Here is a 22,076-nt window from a genome sequence, read left to right on the forward strand (position 1 = left end):
TCTTTCTGTCTTTATTTTTTGAATGAATGTTTTTATATTCCCAACAAAATAGTTGGTCACGAATAATAGGACCATTTTAAATGCTGGGAACCCTCATGATTCTTGGAGGGATTTGTTTCATCAATATAGAATTATTCAAAAAGCAACAGGATATTAAAGCCTTGGATGTATGTTGAAAAACTAAAGAGAAGGGTTTTTAATCTTTGGGTAGAAAGTTATAAAAAAGGAGTGGGTTTTAAATGGAGATCCAATTAATAAGACAAGCTACTTTGAAAATGAAATACAAAGACCATATCATTCTGGTCGACCCGATGTTTAGCTCAAGAGGCAGCCTGGATCCAGTTGCTAATGCAGCAAATGACAGACGCAACCCTTTGGTTGATCTTCCATTACCTGTGGAGGAGATTCTTGAGGGCGTGGAAGCTGTGATCATTACTCATTTGCACAGGGACCATTTGGATGACGCGGCCATCCAATCGCTCCCTAAGGATGTTGTTGTCTTCTGTCAGCCAGAAGATGAGGGGAAGCTTATAGAACACGGATTTTCCAATGTGGTAAAAGTGAATGATGACTTGCAATGGAACGGGATCAAGCTTTTAAGAACAGGAGGAAGCCACGGAACTGGTGAGCTGGCAAAAGCAATGGGCCCGGTTTCAGGATTCGTACTTGAAGCTGATTCTGAAGAAACTCTTTATATTGCGGGGGACACGGTATGGTGTGATGAGACTGAAGAGGCCATCACCAATTACAAACCAGATGTAATCATCGTAAATGGCGGGGAAGCGCAATTCCAGACAGGTGATCCTATCACTATGGGTCTTAAAGACATCGTAAAAGTCAGAAACCATGCAGCCGATTCTTTGATTGTCGTTGTCCATATGGAGGCATGGAATCATTGTTTATTGAAGAGAGAGACGATAATGGAGTTCATTAAAAGCAACGAAATAAAAAATGTCATTGTCCCATATGATGGTGAAAAGATTACTAGATAAATCGCTCTGCCCTATTAAGGATCGAAAAAAGGAGGGACCATGAATGATTGCGAGCCAGTACAAGATCACCTTGCCAAGTAATTATAGTATGGACATAATCAGAGAAAGAGTAAGAGAAAACGGTTATAAAACGGATGGATTTGAAGAACTGAAATTCAAACTCTATTTAATCACTGAAAAAGGGGTACATAATAATGTGCAGAATAGTTATTGCCCACTTTATTTATGGAAAGGGAGCAACGGACTGAACAAGTTTTTATTCAGCGGATATTATGACAATATCCTCAACTCATTTGGGTGGCAAAAGGTAAACATCGGCATTCCTCTCATTGATACAACAACCGATAAAATCAAGGATCATAGATACCTCTTTCAGGTAAAAGGAGAAATTCAGCCACAGGAACGCCTAAATGATTTTGGGGATAGGATAGGAGAGAGTTTACCATCAATTCCGAATACAGAATATATATTGATATACAACCCAGACAAATGGAAGTACGAAGCATTCTACTTTTTAAACGATTTAAACAAAGCGAACGGGATCGCTGGGGTAATTTATCAGATTTTGCATGTATCTCAGGAGTAATTTTCTCGCATTTTCCTAACAGGTGAAGGGGACAATTCGCAAAGTTCATTTATCATCTTTTGGGCGGACAAATTATGTCAGTTCCGGTCGTGATAACTTCTACTGTCGTTTTAATCATTAATGTTAAAGTATACCCACCGCCAATAACTCAATCCCTTTCGCCTATTAAAGCCATAAATGGTATACTATTGTTCTAATATAATAAAAGAACGGAACTCAAAACACCGTTTGTCATGTAGAGCAAAGGAGATAAAGGTATGGCAAATGTACATATTTTTACGAAGAGAGAGGAAGTCGCGAACGCAATCATCCACGGGATAGGCGGACTATTAAGCATTGCTGCACTGGTGATCCTGATTGTATTTGCTTCACTATACGGCACAGCCTGGCATGTCGTCAGTTTCACCTTATTCGGAGCGACCATGGTCCTGCTTTATACATCCTCAACACTCGTCCATAGCTTTCCACCTGGCAGGGCAAAGGACTTTTTTGAAATCATGGACCACTCATCCATATATTTCTTCATTGCCGGAACATACACACCATTCTTGTTCATTGCGGTAAAAGGGACATTAGGTTGGACTCTGTTCGGAATTGTGTGGGGACTTTCCATTGCAGGAACGGTGTTCAAATCGCTGTTCGTTAAGCGCTTCCTGCATACATCAACAGTGTTATATGTCATTATGGGCTGGCTGATTGTATTTGCCTGGGGACCATTAACACAGAATGTCTCCTCACACGGACTTCTATTCCTCGTAATCGGAGGATTACTTTATACAGTAGGAGCCATTTTTTACGTCTGGCGCGGCTTCCATTACCACCATGCAATTTGGCATGTGTTTGTATTAGCCGGATCGATTATGCACTTTTTTGCGGTTCTGAGTTTGTTGCCATGAAATCACAAAAATCCGTGGGTACACAAAATGCGTAGTCCGCTAAAATGCTTTGGGAAAATTAAATACAAATATATTCAAGTCTTATCCTTGAGGGATAAGGCTTATTTTATTATGAGCCATAGCTATACTATTTCTTTTTGGCTATTTTAAAGTTAATATTCATGTGGGAATTTTGGGTCTTTTGATTCGTTTTTCCTCCAATGGGATAAATTTGAAGGATTGTGAATTTTTATGCAGAAATATAGAAAGTATCAATATTTCGGAATGCGTAATAGATAAAGATCGTTTTAGTAAATGTTTGCTGGGAAGATAAATAAATTACGCCAAAAAATATTTGAATATTCAAATATTTACACAGGAAATATCAACAATCTATCAATCTACTAAGTCCACTATGGGAACAATCCCGCACCTTGCAAAAAATTCTTCTAATAGCAAATTCAAAACAGAGGCCAACTTTTTAGGATTTAGCCTATTTATGTCTATAGTTTATAAACTTAAGGGAGGTGATGAACCCAAGTGTGCCTCAAGCTGTAAAAGGAGAAATAAAGGATGGCGTAAGTTCGGCATCAAGGAATTAAAACATCGAACCTACATAAAAAGGTAGGGACTTTTTCTAATTGGGAGGAGAATTGATTTGAAGATTAAAGCTAAAATTGCAGCAGCAACCACCACTCTATTGCTTGCATTTTCTTCAACAGCCGCTTTTGCTGCGGAACCAGGTTTAGAAAAAATGCCCGACCCAGTAGATTCACAATCATGGGTGAATCCAGATGATATGACTTGGAATGATTATAATGTGGTACCTGGTATCGATTGGAATTCAACAAATATTAAACCCGAAACAGAACTTAAAGGTGCCTTGATTCTGGTCGACTTTCCGGATCAGGATTTTATCTTGACCCAGCCAAAGGGTTCAGAGATTGCCGGCAACCCTCAGGTGGACGCTGTTCCTCGTGAAGAACTCGGGAAATGGTGGGAGGATTTTCTGAACCTGCCTAGCAAACTCAACAACTATCAGACGATTGATGGCTTTTGGAAAGAGAATTCCCAGGGGAAATGGGGCGTCTCCCTGGATTCTTATGGTCCCTATCGTCTGGATAAAAACGAGTTTCAATATGGGCTTAACTATATGAATGCGGGTTCGCTTCCACCTCAATATAGTAGTGGCAACCTTTTTCAGGATGGGGTAAATGCAGCAGCAGCTGACATTGCCGCAGCTGGAAAAGAATATGACTTTGCCTTCATTGTACATGCTGGCTATGACGAATCAACCGTATGGCAAGAATTTGGCGAAATGATGTTTCTAAACCAAGACTCGGTTTCTGATGCGTTTGGGCCGCCGGATTTACCTGGATTTGAAAACATGCCGAACTGGGCAAAAACTCGTTATGTTCCCTGGACTTCCTGGTATGCAGCAAAAACAATCTGGTCGGCAGCATCTAGTGCAGACATAAATGGCAAAAGGATACGTGTCTCGATCCAGGGCGAAAGCGATGGAATGGGAACCTTTGCTCACGAATTTGGCCATCTTCGTGGTCTTGGTGATAATTACAATAATGCATCACTTGACCCTAGAACCTATTCAGGTTATTGGGAGACGATGAGCCGTGGCTCTTTCAATGGCCCTGGCGGAACGCACACTCGCTGGATGATTCCATCTACTCTTGGTGCTTCTATACCGGCTCCTCATATGCTTCGTAATAAAATGAAACAAGGATTTGTATCCGATGATGAAGTATTGAAGCTAAACCGTGATGAATTAAAGGTATCTGGACCGGCGTTTGCGGATATTACTGCACGTCAAGCACCAATTGGCAGTAACTTCGGCAGAACCGGATTGCATGGTATCAATATTAGCATGGACGATTCTACACCATCGGATTACCTGGCTGGTGACTGGCGGAACGATATTCTTTCCGGTCGATTGTATAATAACTACACCCTTGAAGTGGTAGACCGTGTCGGTTCCGATTCCTTCGCCGCTGATTCTGGCGTCTTAATTGCAAAGACGAAAAATGCAGAGTCTGCACCGAATATCTGGGTAGTGGATTCACATCCTGAGGATATCAATCTGAAGGACTTTACTAGACCTGACGGCACCACAGCGATGGTAGCCAAAGGTGATCCACGGCAAACTCTCGATGCTTTATTCAAAGCTGGTAATGGGGAAAGCTTGGTTGCCGGACAATTTGATGGTTCTATTGAAAAAGACACGGTTGTCAGTGAGTACATCGATCCTTACAATAAACTTCACTTCTACATTTTAGGGAAACAAAAAGACAATGAAGGGGTACTCCGCTATCAGGTTGCCGTCCGAAACACAGAAGGTGCAGGTGCATTTAATCGAGGAGTAAATGTTAGCGCAGGCACTGTAGAGCCCGCTGTACAGGACAAAGTGGCAGTCTATCATTTTAATGTCACAAATACTGGCGAAGCAAAGGACCTAATTCGTGTCAATGCTTCAGCGGGTGATTGGAAAGTTCAACTTGATCACAATGTAATTGCGGTGGAACCAGGAGAAACCGTTGCTGTTCCGGTTTATGTGAAAATCCCGAAAGGCAAGACTGCGCCTGCCAAACTCATCTTCACGGCCACTTCGGAGACAGATGCTAATCAAAGTTTTACAGATTACAATTTCTTACCTGGCAGCCTAACTGCAGCAGGTATAAGCTCTGTTATTGATAGCTTTGCAAATGAAGGATCTATTAAAGCAGGTACAGCAGAAGCATTGCAGGCACATATGAAAACTGTGGGGCAATTTGAAAAGAAAGGATCTGGGGATAAGGTTATCAAACACATCAATGATTTTAAAAAATTCCTGGAACTCAAAAAAGATGCGGATCAGATTTCTGCCAAAGCGTATACCAGTTTAAAAGCATATGCTGATGCAATGATTGAGACCTGGCAATAGAGGATTCCTAAGAAGGACCTAGTATAGGGGTGCAAAAGCAATTAAATTCATGGTTGGGACAGTTCTCAAACTGTCCCGCCTCCTTTAAGAAATTTTAGAAACAAGATAGATAAACAATTTGCAACTATACTCGTTATTGCCTCATAAATAATGTTTATAAATCCAAGGCATTTAAAGCAATCGGCTTTTTAGCCCAAGGCGGCCTGTTAGCAGCAACGAATTTAGGAAATTGTCAAAAGAAGGAGTGAAGATAATTGAGGAATTTGGCCACTGTTACAGTCATTTTATCATTGTTATTTTTGCTTGGTGCTTGTTCGGCTAAAACTTCTGGTAAAGAGAGAGAGCTGCTTATTAAAACGGATTACGGAGATATATCAAAAGATGATTTATTAAAAGAAGTGGCAAGTACCGAGCGTGGACAAGAGTTGATTCAAAAGTTGGTTTATATGCAGATTTTGAAAGGCAAATATGAGGTATCTGACAAAGAGGTGAACCAACGCCTTGGGGAAATAAAGGAACAATTCGGGGATAAAGATCAGTATTCAATGTTCCTGCAAAAACAGGGCTTTAAAAACGAAGAAGAGTTAAAGGACCATATCGAACAATCCCTATACTTCTTTAAAGCAACAACAGAAGGGGTGAAAGTGTCAGATAAACAAATAAAAGATTACTATGAACAACACAAAAGTGAATACACTGAGGCAAGAACCAGCCATATTCTCGTGGATCATGAGTCAACTGCTAAAGAAATAGAAAAGGAATTAAAGAAAGGAACCGATTTTGCAGAAATAGCCAAGAAACAATCGACGGATACAGCTACTGCAGCAGAAGGCGGAGATTTGGGATATCTTTCAGGGCGTACCCAGGAGATGGATCCGACATTTCTTGCAGCAGCTCTGAAATTGAAAAAAGGTGAAGTGAGTGAGCCAGTCAAGACAGTATTTGGTTATCACATCATTAAAGTAACAGATATAAAGGAGACTCCATTAAGTCAGGTGAAAGATCAAATTAAGCAAACTCTTATGAGTAAGAAGGCAAAACCGGTTCAGGAGATATTAAACAGCTTGAAAAAAGAAATTGAGATAGAAGAGGATGCTTTTAAAGACGCATTTAAGGAGATAGAATCAAAATAACCATCCGCCTAAAGGTTAAATGTTCAGGTCTAGCAGTTGGGTTTATCATCGTTGTACTTTACTCCAAATACATAATTTTGACTTTGTGGCATATTTTTTTGATGAAAAGTAAAAAAGAGTTAGAGAACAATGTGTTTTCTAACTCTTTTTGAGGCTCAATAATAAGTCTTTTAACCATTTGAGATAAAGTTTGTTTGTATCTGTATAGTGCCTGTTAATCAGTTGAGGCAAACCCGAAGGATATTCAGTCTCAACTGAAACTTCTTCCTGCAGTTCAATAATCCATTGATGAATCATTTTCTTTATTTTATCTACATTTGATAAATGAATGAAAAGTGTGGCGGGATAAAGTGAGCGGGGCTCCTTCAGCCGTTGTTCAAATACGAGCTGAATTTCTTTCGATAGTTGAGCAATGCCTTCATCTGTAATCCGATAGACAGTCCGGTTAGGACGATTATTGACTTGCTCTTCTTTTTCAGCTTCTACCCATTCATTCTTTTCAAGCTTTCTGATCGCATGATAAATGTTTCCATCCGTAACAGGAAAGAGGTGGTCCCATTTATTTTCAATAATCGTTTTCTTCATTTCATATGGATGATAAGATTTCTCTTTTAATAATCCTAAAAGGACAATCTGGATGGACATGGTTTCACTTCTTTCGAGTGGACTAGAAATACAATATACCATTAATGCCGAAAAAAGTGTCGCAAAAATAGCTTCCCAAAAAGAAAGGCATTATAGTTTCAGCTTTAAACCTTCATGGGTTGCAGAAAAGCCCAATTTTTCATAAAACCTCAATGCATCTGGTCTTTGTTTATCCGTTGTCAGCTGCACTAAATGACAGCCCCGATCTTTCGCTCGTGTTATGGCCCATTTAATTAGTTCAGTTCCCACACCCATTCCTCTGACTCGTGATGAAGTCCTGACTCCTTCAATAGTCGCTCTCCATCCTCCTTGATGGGTGATGTAGGGGGTGAAGGTAATTTGTTGTACTCCAATCACTTCATTTCCTTCACAAGCAACGATTAATTCATTATTAGGATCCGAGGCAATTGCTTTAAAAGCATCCAGATAACTTTGTGGAAGTGGCTGCTCATAACGTTCACGCTGACTTCCTAAAAGATCGTCAGCAAGCATTGCAACGATCGAGTCTAAATCTTTTTCTTCAGCCATTCTAAACTCCAATTTAGCATCCATTCTTATTCGCCTCATCTCATTCATCTATTTGTTTCTATGCTAACTGATTTATACACATAAGTGAATGATGTAATTTTAATGAGATGTTATAAGGTCTCCTTATATTAGCGAGGAAGTGGGGGAGAAGAACTGAAAAATGAAAACAGACTAAACCATATGGCTTAGTCTGGTATATAAGGCACATATTATTGTGCAGAAAAACCGCCATCAATGACTAGTTCGGCACCAGTAATGTAAGCTGCATCATCAGAAGCCAGGAACAATACGGCACGTGCCACATCATCTGCTTGTCCAAGGCGCTGCAATGGTGTAGCCATAATCAATCGCTGCAAGACCTCACTTGATTCTGACAAGTTTGCCGTCATAGGTGTTTGGATGACACCTGGGAACACAGTATTTACACGGATACCAAACCTGCCATACGCTGTGCTTGCTGCACGTGAAATGGATCGCACAGCTCCTTTTGAAGCGGTATACGTATTAACGCCCATACCAACCATAGCAGTATAACTTGAAATATTCACAACAGCACCGCTGTTTTCCTTCACCATATGAGGCAGTACGTGCTTCATACCGGCAAATGGACCAAAACCATTAATACGCATCATCAAATCCCAGTCTTCAATCGTTGTTTCGTTTATATCCTTTTCAGTCGCAATACCCGCGTTATTAATCAGAATATCAATTCTTCCATGTTCAGCAATGATTTCATCGACAGCCTTTTTCCAATCTTCCTCAGACATTACATTCAACAACTTGCCCTCGATTGATTCATGCTGACTGACTACTGCAAGCAATTCTTTGTTGATATCAGCCGCGATTACATAAGCCCCTTCTTCAACGAAAAGCTCAGACATTCTCTTCCCCATACCAGAAGCTCCACCAGTAATCAAAACGATTTTATTATCAAATTTCCCCATCTTACATCCTCCCTTTCTTTTGTTCCCCCTTATTATATTCGAATAATTACTTTGTGCAAAGTAATATGTTTTTCATATTTAACTTTAAAATGGTGAAGATGGAACAAAAATGTATTAAGTTAGATTACAACCACACAATGCTTTTTTTACAGTGGGGGATTAAGCAATATTTTTATTATGTACTGTTTTGTAAAGGGTTAGACCGAAATTTTTCCAACATGAAAAATTACGAATCAAATTCTATAACTTAATTAGATAGGAGAAAAATTCTGGGAATTGAGAAAAGGAATTGATCACGTGTTACTAGAATATGTATTAAGAATTCGTGAACAAGGAGCTGTTAGGAAAGTGAAACTGTACTTACACGCCATCGGTGTTTCTTTCATAATCCATTTGCTTTATTTGGCTGGTGGAATGTTAGTTGGCTATATCAAAACGAAAAACTATAAACCAGATGTTGAAGGCTCCTGGGGTCAGGTCGACATGCTGCAAACACAAGTAGCATTCGGATACACTGGTTCACCTTTTATGTTTTTATTTACCTTTTTAGCAGTCGCGCTGGTTTCTGGAATAATAATATCTTCGTACAAAAAATTCACACGCTAGTGAAATACTTTTCAAACTTGGAGGCTTGCAATGCACAATGACATCATCGTCGATGTAAAAGAAGTTAAAAAACAATACGGTTCTTTCACCGCTGTAAAAGGCGTTTCCTTTCAGGTGAAAAGAGGAGAAATCTTCGGCCTGCTAGGTCCGAATGGAGCTGGCAAGACGACCACGATTGAAATGTTGGTTGGACTCAGAAAACCAGACGAAGGCACCGCAACGCTTTCCGGCTACGATGTGATAAAAGAGGTGACCAAAGTCAAAGAGGTGATTGGGGTACAGCTTCAGTCCACCTCTTTGTTTGAATTGTTAAAAGTTGAAGAAATCCTGTATTTGTATGGAAGCTTTTATCCGACCCACGTGGATATCAATGGACTAATCGAAGATATGCTGTTGACAGAGAAGCGGAATGACTTAATCAAGGGATTATCCGGCGGACAAAAGCAGCGTCTTGCCATAGCCCTTGCGCTGATCCACGATCCAGACATTGTGTTCCTTGATGAGCCAACGACCGGGCTTGATCCGCAGGCAAGAAGGACTCTTTGGGACATCGTTCTCCGATTGAAAGAGCGGGGAAAAACCATCATTCTCTCAACGCATTATATGGATGAAGCCCATGTGCTCTGTGACCGCATTGGCATCATGGATCAAGGCGAACTAATTGCACTTGATACACCAATGAATCTAGTAAAAAGACTGCAGTCAACAAGTTCAGTCGAATTCCATTTGAGCAATCCGCCAGAGGAAGACTGGTTTTTGAAAATGGATGGTGTAGAGGAAGTGTCAATCTAAGATAACTTTGTCCAGTTATATACGGACGATGTTCAAGTCACTTTGACCTCATTGATCCATGCATCTACAGAACATCAATTCAAAATTGAGGATTTACAGACTCGATCAGCGACATTAGAGGATGTATTCATCCATATGACTGGAAGGAGCATCAGGGAATCATGAGGGCTTATTGGCAATTGACACTGGCACAATTACGGATTTTTGCACGAAACAAGCAGGTCTTGTTTTTCACCTTACTCTTTCCGATTATTCTGATGCTGGCACTTGGAACTTTTGCAGGAAATGACAGCAATCTATCCTTATCAGTAGGGCTAATCGACCTCGATCAAACAGCTGCTTCAAAGAAATTAACAGAACGTTTTTACAAAAATGAGGGGCTTGAGGCGAAAAAGTTCAAAAGTGTTAAAAGCGGGAAAGAAGCTCTGAAAAATGGAGACATCCAGCTGTTCATGGAGATTCCAAAAGGATATGAAGCAAAACTTGAGAAGCAGAAGGAGGCCTCAACACTTCCTGTTTATTATAATGAAAAAAACCTCACAACATCTGAGCTCGGCCTCACTGTTGTGAGCGGAATCATTGATCAATACAGCAAGGAACTTACAGAATATAAACCTGTCGTAACAGTTGAGAAAGTGGGGATAAAAGCACTGACCATCCGTTATGTGGACTTCCTCGTTCCAGGAATCGTCGCAATGATGATCATGAGCAACAACATGAACGGAGTCGCCGGCCAAATCTCCGCCTGGCGTGAAAGAGGAATTTTGCGAAGAATGCAAGGAACGAGACTAAAAGCTTCCACCTTCATCGCCTCACAAATCACCGCCCGCCTGCTGCTAAACGGAACCCAGGCACTGCTCGTCGTCCTTATCGCTCATTTTGTCTTTAACATTTATGTCGCTGGTTCCTGGCTTGCCTTGATTTTCTTCATCATTCTCGGGACACTAGCTTTCATGGCACTCGGTTTCATCATCGCCGGTATCGCTAAAAATCCGGAAAGCGCCGGCCCGATTGCCGGATTCATCACTTTCCCGATGCTGTTCCTTGGAGGAGTCTTCTTTCCGATTAACAATATGCCCGACATCATCCAGCCAGTCGTGAAAATCCTGCCAATCGCTCATTTGAGCTCCGCGTTGAGGGAGACAATGAACCTCGGTACACCATTCCTCCAATTAGGGACAGAAACACTTGTCCTCGGCGGTTGGTTAATTGGCGGATTCACTGTGGCAAGTTATGTGTTTAAGTGGGAGTAGGGCAGAGAGAGAAAAAATGCGTCCGACCCCAATAAACAACTAGGAATCTGATTGTCTCACTGGATTTTGAAAATCATCATTTGCTTTCTTGGAAAAAAGTTTTGCGGCAGTTAAGAAACTCCAGATTTTCTTTGTGAGTTTTAAAATTTCAATAATTGAAATGACTTGATTCGCGAATGAAATACATGATCCGGACCTGTGTCTCTTCCTGTAGAGAAAAATAATTTGATAAAATCCGCCTATTGTCAATCCAGTGTGTTATACTGGAAACAAACCTTTTTATCTTTAAACCGTTTTACATTACCAGTTCCATCTCCCTGCTCAGATCTTGAGCAGGGTTTTTTTATTGAGAATTATTATTTTAAGAATATAAAAAAACAGGCTCTATATAAAGAGCCTGTTCGTATCAATGATTTTAGATTAAGCTTTTTGAACGTTAGCAGCTTGAGCTCCACGAGCGCCTTGCTCAACGTCGAAAGTAACTTTTTGACCTTCGTCTAAAGACTTGAAACCTTCACTTTGGATAGCAGAGAAGTGTACGAATACGTCGTCTCCACCTTCGCGCTCGATGAATCCGAAGCCTTTTTCTGCATTAAACCATTTAACTGTACCTTGTTCCATTTTTGTTGCCTCCTAGTGCGTAATCGCACAACGTATTACTATCCTTGCCCAAAGTGATCATCAAGACGAAAAGTTGATACTTATACTATCCTTTACACCGAACAAAAATAATTCTTATTCATCATAACAATAAACGGAGGATATAGCAAATCTTTTCTGCCTCAACTTGAATCGCACACTATTAACGCTGACTATGCTAGGCTGCTTTAATGGTTCTTGAACGAACATATGCTTTAAAGCAAGACGGATTAATATTTTTTTGTAGATTACCCTCTTAACATAAGTAGTAGGAAAGTTGAAGAAGGATTAATTTTAAAAAGCTATAAAAAGAGAATAATGTAATTGACCGGAACGAACCTGTATTACCTTCTGGCAGCTCCTACTCTGATGAAGCAAAGGGTTTTATTATCGTAAGTGACGTTTTAGATGAAGGACATGTTATTGCTGATTCTCAGAGGAGTATCGAATGCGTATAATATTCCCCCACAAGATAGTACTCTCAACCGACATGGTGATCAACCAAATATGGAAGACGTAATCCGCAGCGCAGGTGGAGCCACTAATTTTAAAGCAATTATCATCTATCCGATTAATCAAATTGTGGGTAGGTTAGAAGGCTTGTACGATACAATAATGATTGATGAGATCCAAGACCTTGCCGGTCCTGATTTGGATTTTTTTTTTTAGTTGCTGGAATCCAATATTAAAACAATATTGGTGGGAGATAATAGACAAGCAACCTATTTCAGGAACAACGCTAGAAAGAATTAAAAGTTTACAGGTGAAAACATTTTTGAACTATTCAAGAATTGGGAAACTAAAGGTATTTGTTCACTTGAATACAAGCAGGAGTGTCGTAGAAGCAACCAATTAATATGTAACATACCTGATACACTTACCCTAATATGCCCAAAACCATTTCTTTAAATAACACTTTTACAGGTCATGATGGGATATTTTATATTCGAAGTAAAGACGTTCTAACTTATGTGCAAAGATATTCACCGAAGATACTTAGATATAGTAAGATAACAAAAGTACCAGAAAATATCCATGCTATCATTTTCGGGAAATCAAAAGGACTAACTTTTGACAGAGTATTAATTTTTAGTAACGGTCCAATCAATAAATATTTAAAAACTGGCGATGTTCAAACAGTTAGTAAACCAAAAGCTGGTTTTTATGTTGCCCTTACAAGGGCTTGATACAGCGTAACCTTTGTCACAGATGAAAAACCTATATCAAATGAATTTATTGAAGAGTATTTTATTTAAAATTCAAAAGGCAAGGAGAAGTGTCAACACACTATCTATGCCTTCTTTTTGTACTTAATTAATTTATGGTCTCAACAAAAGCCCGTAAGGATATATAATGAGGAAGATAATAGTTGAATAAATTCACTTTAGCTCTTCTTAAATTAGTTAATCAATTTTGAAAGATTCATTCATACGAAGCACTATAACCAGAAGTATTCTCAAGAATAAACCAAATCAGTTATAAAATTTTTAAAAAGCCATGATATACAAAATATCACCTATCTAGTGTTTTTTTATACTTGATGGCTATTTTATTTGTTCAGAAAAATAGCTGCCAATAAAACAGCAATATTGAATAAATAGGGATATTGTACCCAATTAATCTTATTAATGTTACAATATAAAATAGTTATTATTCTGGACCAAGGGAATGTATTTAAATGGAAAAAATGAAAAATTATAAATCAACAATTAAATCTCGACCCTTCTTTTATTTAGAGTCAAAAAAGGTTGCAAACCTTATATATCAAGGGTTAAAAGTATTTGAGATAAAAGATAAAGCAAAACATGAAAATATATTCCAAGTGAAAACCGAAGCGCGAAAAAAGGAAATTGCATCAATAATTCTCACGCGATTGAAAGATTTGGATATTTATTTGCTAGAGAAAATTGCTCATGGTGATTCTGACACGAGTAAAATGTTAGTTCTTTATTCCATTATGAAGACTGACAGATTATTTTTTGAGTTTATGTATGAGGTGTTCCGAGAAAAGTTCATTCTCAAAGAAAAATTTTTGACTGACAAAGACTTTAATATTTTTTTTGATTCAAAAAAGCAACAAAGTGACAAAGTTGCTTCCTGGGATGACTATACATTTTATAAACTTAAACAAGTTTATATTCGAATACTTCATGAAGCAGGGTTATTAAAAAATCAGAAAGGTAACCGAGAAATCAACAGAACATATCTTGATTTTGAAGTGAAACAGTATCTGAAGGAAATTGGTGACCAACTTTATATTGAAATTTTAGCGGGTGAGTAAAATGAAAACACGGAGTATTTACGAGAGGCTAGATGAAATTCTTCCCAGAATAACAGAGCCTTCATTTCGACAAAGCAAAGGATTAGGCAATGAAATTGGGTATCATGTTTTCGATTATGATCCTAAGTACGAAATGATAGTAAGAGAGCATGTTGCTTACTTAAAGGAAAGAGTTAATACTGACAATTCCAAGATTTATATAAGAGAATTCGATTTATATGAAGTAGTTCTAGAAATTTTACAAGAAAAGGGATTCCTTAATAAAAATTTTGAGATGGAAGAAAAAAAGGGCAGCGATTTTGTTTTAAATGCAACAAAGAAGGCACTACGACTAACATTAAATAATGATTTGGTAGTTCAATTCATATCTGATCGTGTCACATCGAGAGATATTGTGTTTCTGACCGGTATTGGCAAGGCGTTCCCAATTATTCGTTCACATACGGTCTTAAATACATTACAAAAAAAAGTTGATCAGGTACCTGTAGTTATGTTTTTTCCAGGTAGCTATGATGGACAGGAATTAGTCCTTTTCGGGGAAATTAAAGATGACAATTATTATAGAGCTTTTCAGCTAATAGATAAGTAATTAAATGGGGGGATTATTGTGCAAATACAAAAAATGTTTGACAAGCCAATTCACCGCGATATTAAGGGTGTAGTAAAAGTTGGTCAAGATGATGAAAAGAACATTTATCAGGAATTAGAAGAATATGTCGTAACCAATGAACTTCATAAACATATAGGTGATTTCTTTCAATCCTATAAAAAAGGAATAAGGGGATATACAGACAAAGTAGGTGTGTGGATTTCTGGATTCTTTGGTAGTGGTAAATCACACTTTCTAAAAATTCTTTCCTATCTTATTGAAAATAAAATGGTAAATGGTAAAGAAGCCATTAGCTTTTTCGATAAAAAAATTCAGGACCCTATGATTTTCGGGGATCTAAAAATGGCTGGTGACATCACTACAGACGTCATCCTTTTTGATATTGATGCAAAAAGTGAATCGGATTCAAAGGCAGACAAAGATTCAATTGTTAAAGTCTTAAATAAAGTATTTAATGAAATGCAAGGTTTTTGTGGCTCTATTCCATGGATTGCTGATATTGAACGAAAAATGGCTAAAGATGGGCTGTATGAACAATTTAAAGAAACATTCAAAGAAATCTCCGGCAATCGATGGGAAGATTCGAGAGAAGATTTTTATTATGAAGAAGACTCTATCATTGAAGCATTATGTAAAACTACAAAAATGAGTCAAGATGCTGCAAAGCATTGGTTTGAATTAGCAGAACAGGAGTACTCAATCAGTATTGAAAAGTTTGCGAAAAGAGTTAGCGAGTATATAGAAGATAAAAGAAAACAACCCAACACTAAAGATCATCATGTTGTTTTCCTAGTGGACGAAGTAGGACAGTATATAGGAGATAACTCGCAATCCATGTTAAATTTACAAACTATTGTTCATCAATTTGGAATTCATTGTAGCGGTAAGGCGTGGATAGTTGTAACAAGCCAAGAGGATATTGATTCCGTATTAAGTGTAAAAGGAAAGGATTTTTCTAAAATCCAGGGCCGTTTTGATACCAAGCTCAGTTTATCGAGTGCTTATGTAGATGAAGTCATCAAAAAACGTATTCTTATAAAGAATGAAGAAGGTAAAGCAACGTTAAAAGAAGTTTACCGGCAAAAGAGTTCTATTCTAAAGAACCTATTTGTGTTTTCACAGGATACAGCAGAAATGAAAACATTCTCTTCTGAAGAGGATTTCGTCAATGTTTATCCGTTTATACCATACCAATTTAACCTTTTGCAAAGAGTATTTACAGGTGTAAGAATTCATGGGGCATCAGGGAAAAGTTTGTCAGAAGGGGAACGTTCTCTTTTAAGTGCATTTCAGGAATCTGCTATCCGTTTTGCTGAGCGTGAAGAAGGATCATTGGTTCCGTTTTCTGCATTTTACGAAACAATCGAGGCTTTTCTTGATTCATCAATTCGAACAGTTATTATTCATGCTAAGAAAAATTCTCGTCTTAAAGAACAAGATGTTGATATCTTAAAATTACTATTTCTAATTAAATATGTTAAAGAATTACCGTCCAATTTAGAAAACTTATCAACTCTAATGGTCGATCATATTGATGTTGACAAGTTGGATTTGAAAAAGGAAATGGAAGCATCGCTTATTCGATTAGCAAAAGAAACCTTAATTCAAAAAAATGGTGATGAATATATTTTCCTAACCAATGACGAACAAGATGTAAACCGCGAAATTAAAAATATGCATGTCGATACTGCTGAGGTAATCCAAAAAATAGGTGAGGAAATATTTGGTGGAATTTATTCTGACAAAAAGTATCGCTACTCAACAAGACATCATTTTAGTTTTAACACAATCATTGATGATCGTCCCATCGGAATACAGACGCATGATATAGGATTAAAAATCATTACACCATACTATGAAGCGGCAGCAGACTTAAACCAATCTGAGTTAAAGATGATGTCTATGCGTGAGAATAATGTCATTTTAAAATTACCTGCTGATACCTCCTATTTGGATGAAATGGAAAATATCTTAAAAATTCAAGCGTATCTTAAGGTGAAAAGTGGTTCATCTGTTTCTCAAGCAATAGAGGATATTAAAACCAGAAAAGCCCGTGAAGTGACAGAAAGAAAAGAGCGAGTCACAACACACTTAACCGAAGCCTTAAGAGTTGCAGAAGTATTTGTGAATTCACAGCAACTTGAGGTTAAAGATAAAAATCCGATTGAGCGAATTAATGATGCCTTTACAGCTTTGATTGAGAATCTATTTAGTAAGCTAAATTATGTTAAAGAGTATGTCGATACGACAAAACAACTAAATGATTTACTACAAGAAAGCACAACTCAATTAACTTTAACAGGGGAAGATGAACTAAATAAACTTGCTCTTCAAGAAGTAAATAGTTATATAGACAGGCTAACTTCTCGAAAACAACAAGTTACAATAAAAGGATTAACCACCTACTTTTCTAAACAGCCATACGGATGGAATGAACTCGATACTACAGCAATACTCATCAAGCTTTTTAAGGGCCTGGAAATAAAGTTAGAATTAAATCAGTCAATCTTAAATACTTCAGATCGTGACATTCTAAATTATTTAACTAAACGTGATTATGTTGATAAGGTGGTAATAAAAAAGAGAGAGAGAATTCCCCAGAATTTAATTAAAATTACTAAAGATATTATTAAAGATATGTTTGAGATTACAGCTGTTCCAAGTGATGAAGATGGCCTAATGGGGCGTTGTAAGGAACTATTGCAAAAAGAACTGAATGAAATAGAATTGTTACTAATGAATTACAGGAATAAGGTATATCCAGGACAGGATGTCTTAAAGGACGGAAAAGAACCTATTGAGAAATTATTGTCCATTACAGACACAGGAAGTTTTTATAAAAAAATAAAAGAGTTTGAGGACGACTTACTTGATTATGCAGAATCTGTCGGTGATGTGAAGGACTTTTTCGGAAACCAAAAGGATCTTTACGATAATGCTGTTAAACGCTTAGGTATTTTTGAGAATAATCGGTCTTATGTTACAGATAAAAATGTTCGTGAAATAATTGATTCAATTGAGAAAATCGTCAAAAATAGTAAACCTTACGATAATATACAAAAATTGCCTGGTTTATATAAAGACTTCGATGATCTCTTTGTTCTTTTGTTAGAAAAAGAGTGTGAACCAATCCGTCAAATTATTGAACAAGACTTTAAAGTTGTTATGGACGAATTGTCTAAAAATGCCAGCAATAAAGAAAAGTTTAGGCAAACATTTCGAAATCGTTTTGTCGATTTAAAAAACCGTCTAGAACACGTAAATAATTTCTACGAAGTGATTGCCATGCAAACGGAGAGTGACCGATTGAAAGTTCGTTGTATAGATGAAATAAACTTCGAAATGGCGAGACGCAATAAACCAATCGACACACCTCCAGTTCGACCAGTTGTTGGTACTGGAGGCACAACAATTGTTGAACCACCAATAGGATATAAAGAAACAAAAACAATTAGTAAATCGACTGTTCTTCGTGGTACTAAAACAATTGAAAATGATGATGATATTGAAAATTTATTGAATGAATTACGTAAGGAATTAAAAAGGGAATTAAAAGAAAACACTATCATTAAGCTTGTTTAGGATATAGGGGGATATGTTGTATTCCCCCTTTCCTAGAATGAGGGAGGTTTATGAATGAATAAATTAGCAATTAAAAACTTTGCTGTAACAGCTCGGGTTAAATTATTGGAAGCTATAGAACAAAAAGCCTATGAACTCGGAATTACAAAATTAGGTATTAAGGAACCGGAAGTTTACAAAGATGGTTTTCGGGTAAACGATAAATTTTTTAAGAAATATCAGATGAAACAACGAGAAAAGCTTATACAAAAAATCCAGGATAAGGGATTTGACCAATTAGTTGAGGAAGTAGCCTATACATGGTTTAACCGTTTCATTGCAATTCGGTTTATGGAGGTAAATGAATACCTCCCAACAGGAATAAGAGTTCTTTCATCAATAGATAGTAACAAAGTAGAACCTGATGCAGTGTCAGACGTATTGACCATTGCTGATGATCTAAAGCTTGATTTAGACGTTGTTTACCGTTTGCAAGACGAAAATAATTCAGAGGAATTATTTAAATACATATTTGTAAAGCAATGTAACAAATTAGGCGAAATTATGCCCATTATGTTTGAAAAAATTGAAGATTACACAGAGTTATTATTACCTGATAAGTTATTGTCTGAAGGTTCAGTTGTACGTGATTTAATATTAACAATTGATGAGCTAGATTGGAAAGAACAAGTTGAAATAATTGGATGGTTGTATCAGTATTATATATCTGAAAAGAAAGACCAAGTTTTTTCTGACTTAAAGAAAAATAAAAAGATTTCGAAAGAGGATATTCCTGCTGCTACTCAATTATTTACACCTAAATGGATTGTTCAATATATGGTTGAAAACTCTTTAGGAAGATATTGGTTAGAGACACACCCTGATGAAGCATTGCAAAAAAAGTTGAAATATTTTGTAGAAGATGCAGAACAAGAATTAAAGGTTAAAGAACAAATTATTAAGATAAAAAACAAGGAGTTCTCCCCTGAAGAAATAAAAATATTAGACCCATGTATGGGATCTGGTCATATTCTTGTTTATGCGTTTGATGTTCTATATAAAATTTACCAAAATGCAGGGTATTCAGAACGTGAAATCCCACAATTGATCTTAGAAAAAAACCTCTATGGGTTAGATATTGATGATCGTGCTGCTCAGTTAGCTTATTTTGCATTACTGATGAAGGCAAGAAGTTATAACCGAAGAATATTTCGTAATAAACTGGATGTAAATGTTTGTTCAATTCAAGAAAGTAATGTTATTTCAGATGAAGCTTTAAGCTATTTTGTTGGTGATACACTAGAAAGAAAAGACATTCTCGGTTTGATTGAGGATTTTAGGGATGCGAAAGAATTTGGTTCAATAATTAAAGTAAATGCAATCAATTATAATGAATTTCAGAAGAGGTTAGAGGAAATTGGAAAAACTGAACCTAATGATTTGATGGCATTTTATATTAAAGATTTGTTATTGGAGCATATGCCAAAATTAATTAAACAAGCTACAATTTTAAGTGAAAAATACGATATTGTGGTTACGAATCCACCTTATATGGGGAGTAAGGGAGTAAATCCGACATTATTAAAATATATAAATAATCATTATGAGCTAACCAAAAGTGACATGAGTACTGTAATGATGGAAAGGAGTATGCTTTTCTGTAAAGAAAATGGCTTTATGGCTATGATAAACATTCCCTCCTGGATGTTTTTGTCAACTTATGAAAAATATAGAGATTTAATAATTGAATCTTATACAATTCAGAACATGTTACATTTTGGAAGAGGAGTTTTTGGATCCGATTTTGGAACAACTGCATTTGTTTTTAGAAATAAATATATAGAAAACTTTAAAGGTTGCTACCGAAAGCTTTTTCTTAGACAAGGTGCAGTTGATGATGTCAATACAAAAGAAAAATATTTTTTTTCAGGGATTAATCAATTTGTAAATAACCAACTTAGTTATAAAAATATACCCGGGCATCCAATAGCTTATTGGATATCACCAAATATGATAGAAGTTTTTAAAAAATATCAACCACTTGGAAATAAACATACATTAATTCAAGGATTGATTACAGCGGATAACAATCGTTTTTTAAGGTATTGGTATGAAGTTAGTAATAAAAAAATAGGATTTGGAGTTTCAAGTGTAGATGAATCAAAGAGAATTCAAAAAAAATGGTTTCCTTATACCAAGGGTGGAGAATACAGAAAATGGTATGGAAATAACGAATATGTAGTAAATTGGGAAAATGACGGCTATGAAATAAAAAACTTTGTGGATTCAAAAGGAAAACAAAGATCACGACCGCAAAATGTACAACATTATTTTAAAATGGGAATAACTTGGACTGTTGTTAGTTCAGCCAGCACTGCTTTTAGATTTTTAGAAAACGGATTTATTTATAGTAATAGTGGTCAAGGAATTATTATTGATAATCATGAAGACGCATACAAATTAATAGGTTTTTTAAACACTAAGCTTGTATACGAAATCTTAAATCTACTCTCGCCAAGTATTGGGTTCGAATCTGGATATATTTCAAAGATACCTTATTCAACTGATAATATTAATGATCGTATTGTTACATTAGTGAAGGAAAATATTAACATATCTAAAGGGGATTGGGATTCCTTCGAAAAATCTTGGGATTTTAAAAAGCATCCTATTTTAAATTTTGCTAATAAGAACGATTCTTTGAAAAAAGCATATGAAAAATGGGAGTCACACACAATTAAACAATTTGAATGTGTAAAAAAGAATGAAGAAGAGCTTAATAAAACGTTTATTAAAATTTTTGGACTTGAGTCAGTTTTAAATTATGAAATTACAGATAATGATATAACAATTATTAAAGCCGAAAGAGAAAGAGACATTAAATCATTTATATCTTATGCTGTAGGCTGTATGTTTGGCCGTTATTCGATTGATCATGAAGGGTTAGTTCTAGCTGGTGGAGATTACAATGAGGAAAACTATGTAACTTATATACCGGATCAAGATAATATCATTCCTATTACTGATGATGAATACTTCGAGGATGATGTTCTAAGCCGTTTTATTGATTTTGTACGAGTTACATTTGGTCAGAGTCAAATAGAAGAAAATCTTGATTTTATTGCTAATTCTTTAACACGAAAAAATAATGAGACATCCCGTCAAAGAATTCGTCGTTATTTTGTAAAAGAGTTTTATAAAGACCATCTGCAAACATACCAAAAATGTCCAATATATTGGCTCTTTGACAGCGGGAAAAATGATGGGTTTAAAGCACTAATTTACCTCCACCGTTATGATGTAGGAACTGTTGCAAAAATGAGAACTGACTATTTACACACTATACAGCGTAAGTACGAAGCAGAAATGTCTAGATTAGATTTAATTTCAGAGGCGGATGTTTCTACGCAAGAAAAAACAAAAGCAAAGAAACTAAAAGAAAAGATTCAAAAACAGTTATTAGAATGTCAACAGTATGACCAAGTTGTTGCTCATGTTGCTAATCAGAAGATTGAAATAAATCAAGATGATGGAGTTAAGGTAAACTATGAAAAGTTTCAAAATATCGAAGTGCCACAAGGTGAAGGGAAAAAACCACTTAAAGCAAACTTATTATCTAAGATTTAAATAATATTTACCTGTGATAGCTTCTGTAAGCAATTGCTGAAGCTATCATAAATGTAGGGTTGGTGTAAA

15 protein-coding genes and 2 pseudogenes are annotated in these 22,076 nt (G+C 36.6%); 13 read left to right on the plus strand and 4 right to left on the minus strand.

What is annotated here, in order from left to right; all coding sequences use genetic code 11:
- Positions 1-239 precede the first annotated feature (239 nt).
- The 5 genes from M3593_RS10750 to M3593_RS10770 all read left to right on the plus strand — a co-directional run bounded on the left by M3593_RS10750 (position 240) and on the right by M3593_RS10770 (position 6,521).
- Positions 240-992 carry an MBL fold metallo-hydrolase gene (locus M3593_RS10750; protein WP_144475697.1) on the plus strand — a complete coding sequence of 251 codons (753 nt, stop codon included), beginning with the start codon at positions 240-242 and terminating at the stop codon, positions 990-992.
- Between the two features lie 43 nt (positions 993-1,035).
- The gene (locus M3593_RS10755; RefSeq protein WP_144475696.1) at positions 1,036-1,578 is read left to right on the plus strand and encodes a DUF4865 family protein; all 543 of its coding nucleotides are present in this window, start codon (positions 1,036-1,038) and stop codon (positions 1,576-1,578) included.
- A 257-nt stretch (positions 1,579-1,835) separates the two neighbouring features.
- A complete protein-coding gene (gene trhA / locus M3593_RS10760; protein ID WP_144475695.1) occupies positions 1,836-2,474 on the plus strand; it encodes a PAQR family membrane homeostasis protein TrhA in 639 nt (212 codons plus the stop codon).
- Between the two features lie 637 nt (positions 2,475-3,111).
- Positions 3,112-5,388 (plus strand): M6 family metalloprotease domain-containing protein, encoded by a 2,277-nt coding sequence (locus tag M3593_RS10765; RefSeq protein WP_251541492.1) that lies wholly within the window; start codon positions 3,112-3,114, stop codon positions 5,386-5,388.
- A 290-nt stretch (positions 5,389-5,678) separates the two neighbouring features.
- Positions 5,679-6,521, plus strand: a complete 843-nt coding sequence (locus tag M3593_RS10770; protein ID WP_186326706.1) for a peptidylprolyl isomerase — start codon at positions 5,679-5,681, stop codon at positions 6,519-6,521.
- A 138-nt stretch (positions 6,522-6,659) separates the two neighbouring features.
- Here M3593_RS10770 and M3593_RS10775 read toward each other — a convergent pair whose 3' ends face one another.
- The 3 genes from M3593_RS10775 to M3593_RS10785 all read right to left on the minus strand — a co-directional run bounded on the left by M3593_RS10775 (position 6,660) and on the right by M3593_RS10785 (position 8,638).
- On the minus strand, positions 6,660-7,166 hold the full coding sequence (locus tag M3593_RS10775; RefSeq protein ID WP_144475692.1) for a PadR family transcriptional regulator: 507 nt from the start codon (positions 7,164-7,166) through the stop codon (positions 6,660-6,662).
- A 90-nt stretch (positions 7,167-7,256) separates the two neighbouring features.
- The gene (locus M3593_RS10780; protein WP_144475691.1) at positions 7,257-7,718 is read right to left on the minus strand and encodes a GNAT family N-acetyltransferase; all 462 of its coding nucleotides are present in this window, start codon (positions 7,716-7,718) and stop codon (positions 7,257-7,259) included.
- A 185-nt stretch (positions 7,719-7,903) separates the two neighbouring features.
- Positions 7,904-8,638 (minus strand): SDR family NAD(P)-dependent oxidoreductase, encoded by a 735-nt coding sequence (locus M3593_RS10785; RefSeq protein WP_251541491.1) that lies wholly within the window; start codon positions 8,636-8,638, stop codon positions 7,904-7,906.
- Between the two features lie 297 nt (positions 8,639-8,935).
- Here M3593_RS10785 and M3593_RS10790 point away from each other — a divergent pair, with 297 nt between their 5' ends.
- The 3 genes and pseudogenes from M3593_RS10790 (at position 8,936) to M3593_RS10800 (ending at position 11,289) form a co-directional block, all read left to right on the plus strand.
- The gene (locus M3593_RS10790) at positions 8,936-9,244 is read left to right on the plus strand and encodes a hypothetical protein (protein ID WP_251541490.1); all 309 of its coding nucleotides are present in this window, start codon (positions 8,936-8,938) and stop codon (positions 9,242-9,244) included.
- Positions 9,245-9,274: 30 nt separating this feature from the next.
- Positions 9,275-10,201: pseudogene (locus M3593_RS10795) on the plus strand (ABC transporter ATP-binding protein).
- Positions 10,198-11,289, plus strand: coding sequence for an ABC transporter permease (locus tag M3593_RS10800; RefSeq protein WP_251541488.1), 1,092 nt, complete (start codon positions 10,198-10,200; stop codon positions 11,287-11,289). The pseudogene M3593_RS10795 and the gene M3593_RS10800 overlap by 4 nt, the downstream one beginning before the upstream one ends.
- Positions 11,290-11,709: 420 nt before the next feature.
- On the opposite strand, the gene cspC is transcribed toward M3593_RS10800, so the two are convergent.
- Positions 11,710-11,910: a cold shock protein CspC gene (cspC, locus tag M3593_RS10805; RefSeq protein WP_044394619.1), complete on the minus strand. Its 201-nt coding sequence runs from the start codon at positions 11,908-11,910 to the stop codon at positions 11,710-11,712.
- A gap of 344 nt (positions 11,911-12,254) precedes the next feature.
- Here cspC and M3593_RS10810 point away from each other — a divergent pair.
- The 5 genes and pseudogenes from M3593_RS10810 to pglX form a co-directional block, all read left to right on the plus strand.
- A pseudogene (locus M3593_RS10810) lies at positions 12,255-12,498 on the plus strand (DNA/RNA non-specific endonuclease); the annotation flags it as partial.
- Positions 12,499-13,606: 1,108 nt separating this feature from the next.
- Positions 13,607-14,209 (plus strand): DUF1819 family protein, encoded by a 603-nt coding sequence (locus tag M3593_RS10815; protein ID WP_251541486.1) that lies wholly within the window; start codon positions 13,607-13,609, stop codon positions 14,207-14,209.
- Position 14,210: 1 nt separating this feature from the next.
- Complete coding sequence (locus M3593_RS10820) at positions 14,211-14,798, plus strand: DUF1788 domain-containing protein (protein WP_251541484.1); 588 nt, start codon at positions 14,211-14,213, stop codon at positions 14,796-14,798.
- 18 nt (positions 14,799-14,816) lie between these two features.
- Entirely contained in the window at positions 14,817-18,401 is a 3,585-nt protein-coding gene (gene brxC / locus M3593_RS10825; protein WP_251541482.1) for a BREX system P-loop protein BrxC, read from the plus strand.
- Between the two features lie 54 nt (positions 18,402-18,455).
- A complete protein-coding gene (gene pglX / locus M3593_RS10830; protein ID WP_251541479.1) occupies positions 18,456-22,007 on the plus strand; it encodes a BREX-1 system adenine-specific DNA-methyltransferase PglX in 3,552 nt (1,183 codons plus the stop codon).
- The last annotated feature ends 69 nt before the right edge of the window (positions 22,008-22,076 follow it).

Source organism: Mesobacillus sp. MER 48, from assembly GCF_023714225.1.
Classification (GTDB): domain Bacteria; phylum Bacillota; class Bacilli; order Bacillales; family Cytobacillaceae; genus Mesobacillus; species Mesobacillus oceanisediminis_A.

Bases quoted from the DNA above. Each gene is read 5' to 3' on its own strand.
- M3593_RS10750 (WP_144475697.1), top strand. From the start codon at position 240: ATGGAGATCCAATTAATAAGACAAGCTACTTTGAAAATGAAATACAAA.
- M3593_RS10755 (WP_144475696.1), top strand. From the start codon at position 1,036: ATGATTGCGAGCCAGTACAAGATCACCTTGCCAAGTAATTATAGTATG.
- trhA (WP_144475695.1), top strand. From the start codon at position 1,836: ATGGCAAATGTACATATTTTTACGAAGAGAGAGGAAGTCGCGAACGCA.
- M3593_RS10775 (WP_144475692.1), bottom strand. From the start codon at position 7,166: ATGTCCATCCAGATTGTCCTTTTAGGATTATTAAAAGAGAAATCTTAT.
- M3593_RS10780 (WP_144475691.1), bottom strand. From the start codon at position 7,718: ATGGATGCTAAATTGGAGTTTAGAATGGCTGAAGAAAAAGATTTAGAC.
- M3593_RS10785 (WP_251541491.1), bottom strand. From the start codon at position 8,638: ATGGGGAAATTTGATAATAAAATCGTTTTGATTACTGGTGGAGCTTCT.
- M3593_RS10800 (WP_251541488.1), top strand. From the start codon at position 10,198: ATGAGGGCTTATTGGCAATTGACACTGGCACAATTACGGATTTTTGCA.
- cspC (WP_044394619.1), bottom strand. From the start codon at position 11,910: ATGGAACAAGGTACAGTTAAATGGTTTAATGCAGAAAAAGGCTTCGGA.
- M3593_RS10815 (WP_251541486.1), top strand. From the start codon at position 13,607: ATGGAAAAAATGAAAAATTATAAATCAACAATTAAATCTCGACCCTTC.
- M3593_RS10820 (WP_251541484.1), top strand. From the start codon at position 14,211: ATGAAAACACGGAGTATTTACGAGAGGCTAGATGAAATTCTTCCCAGA.
- pglX (WP_251541479.1), top strand. From the start codon at position 18,456: ATGAATAAATTAGCAATTAAAAACTTTGCTGTAACAGCTCGGGTTAAA.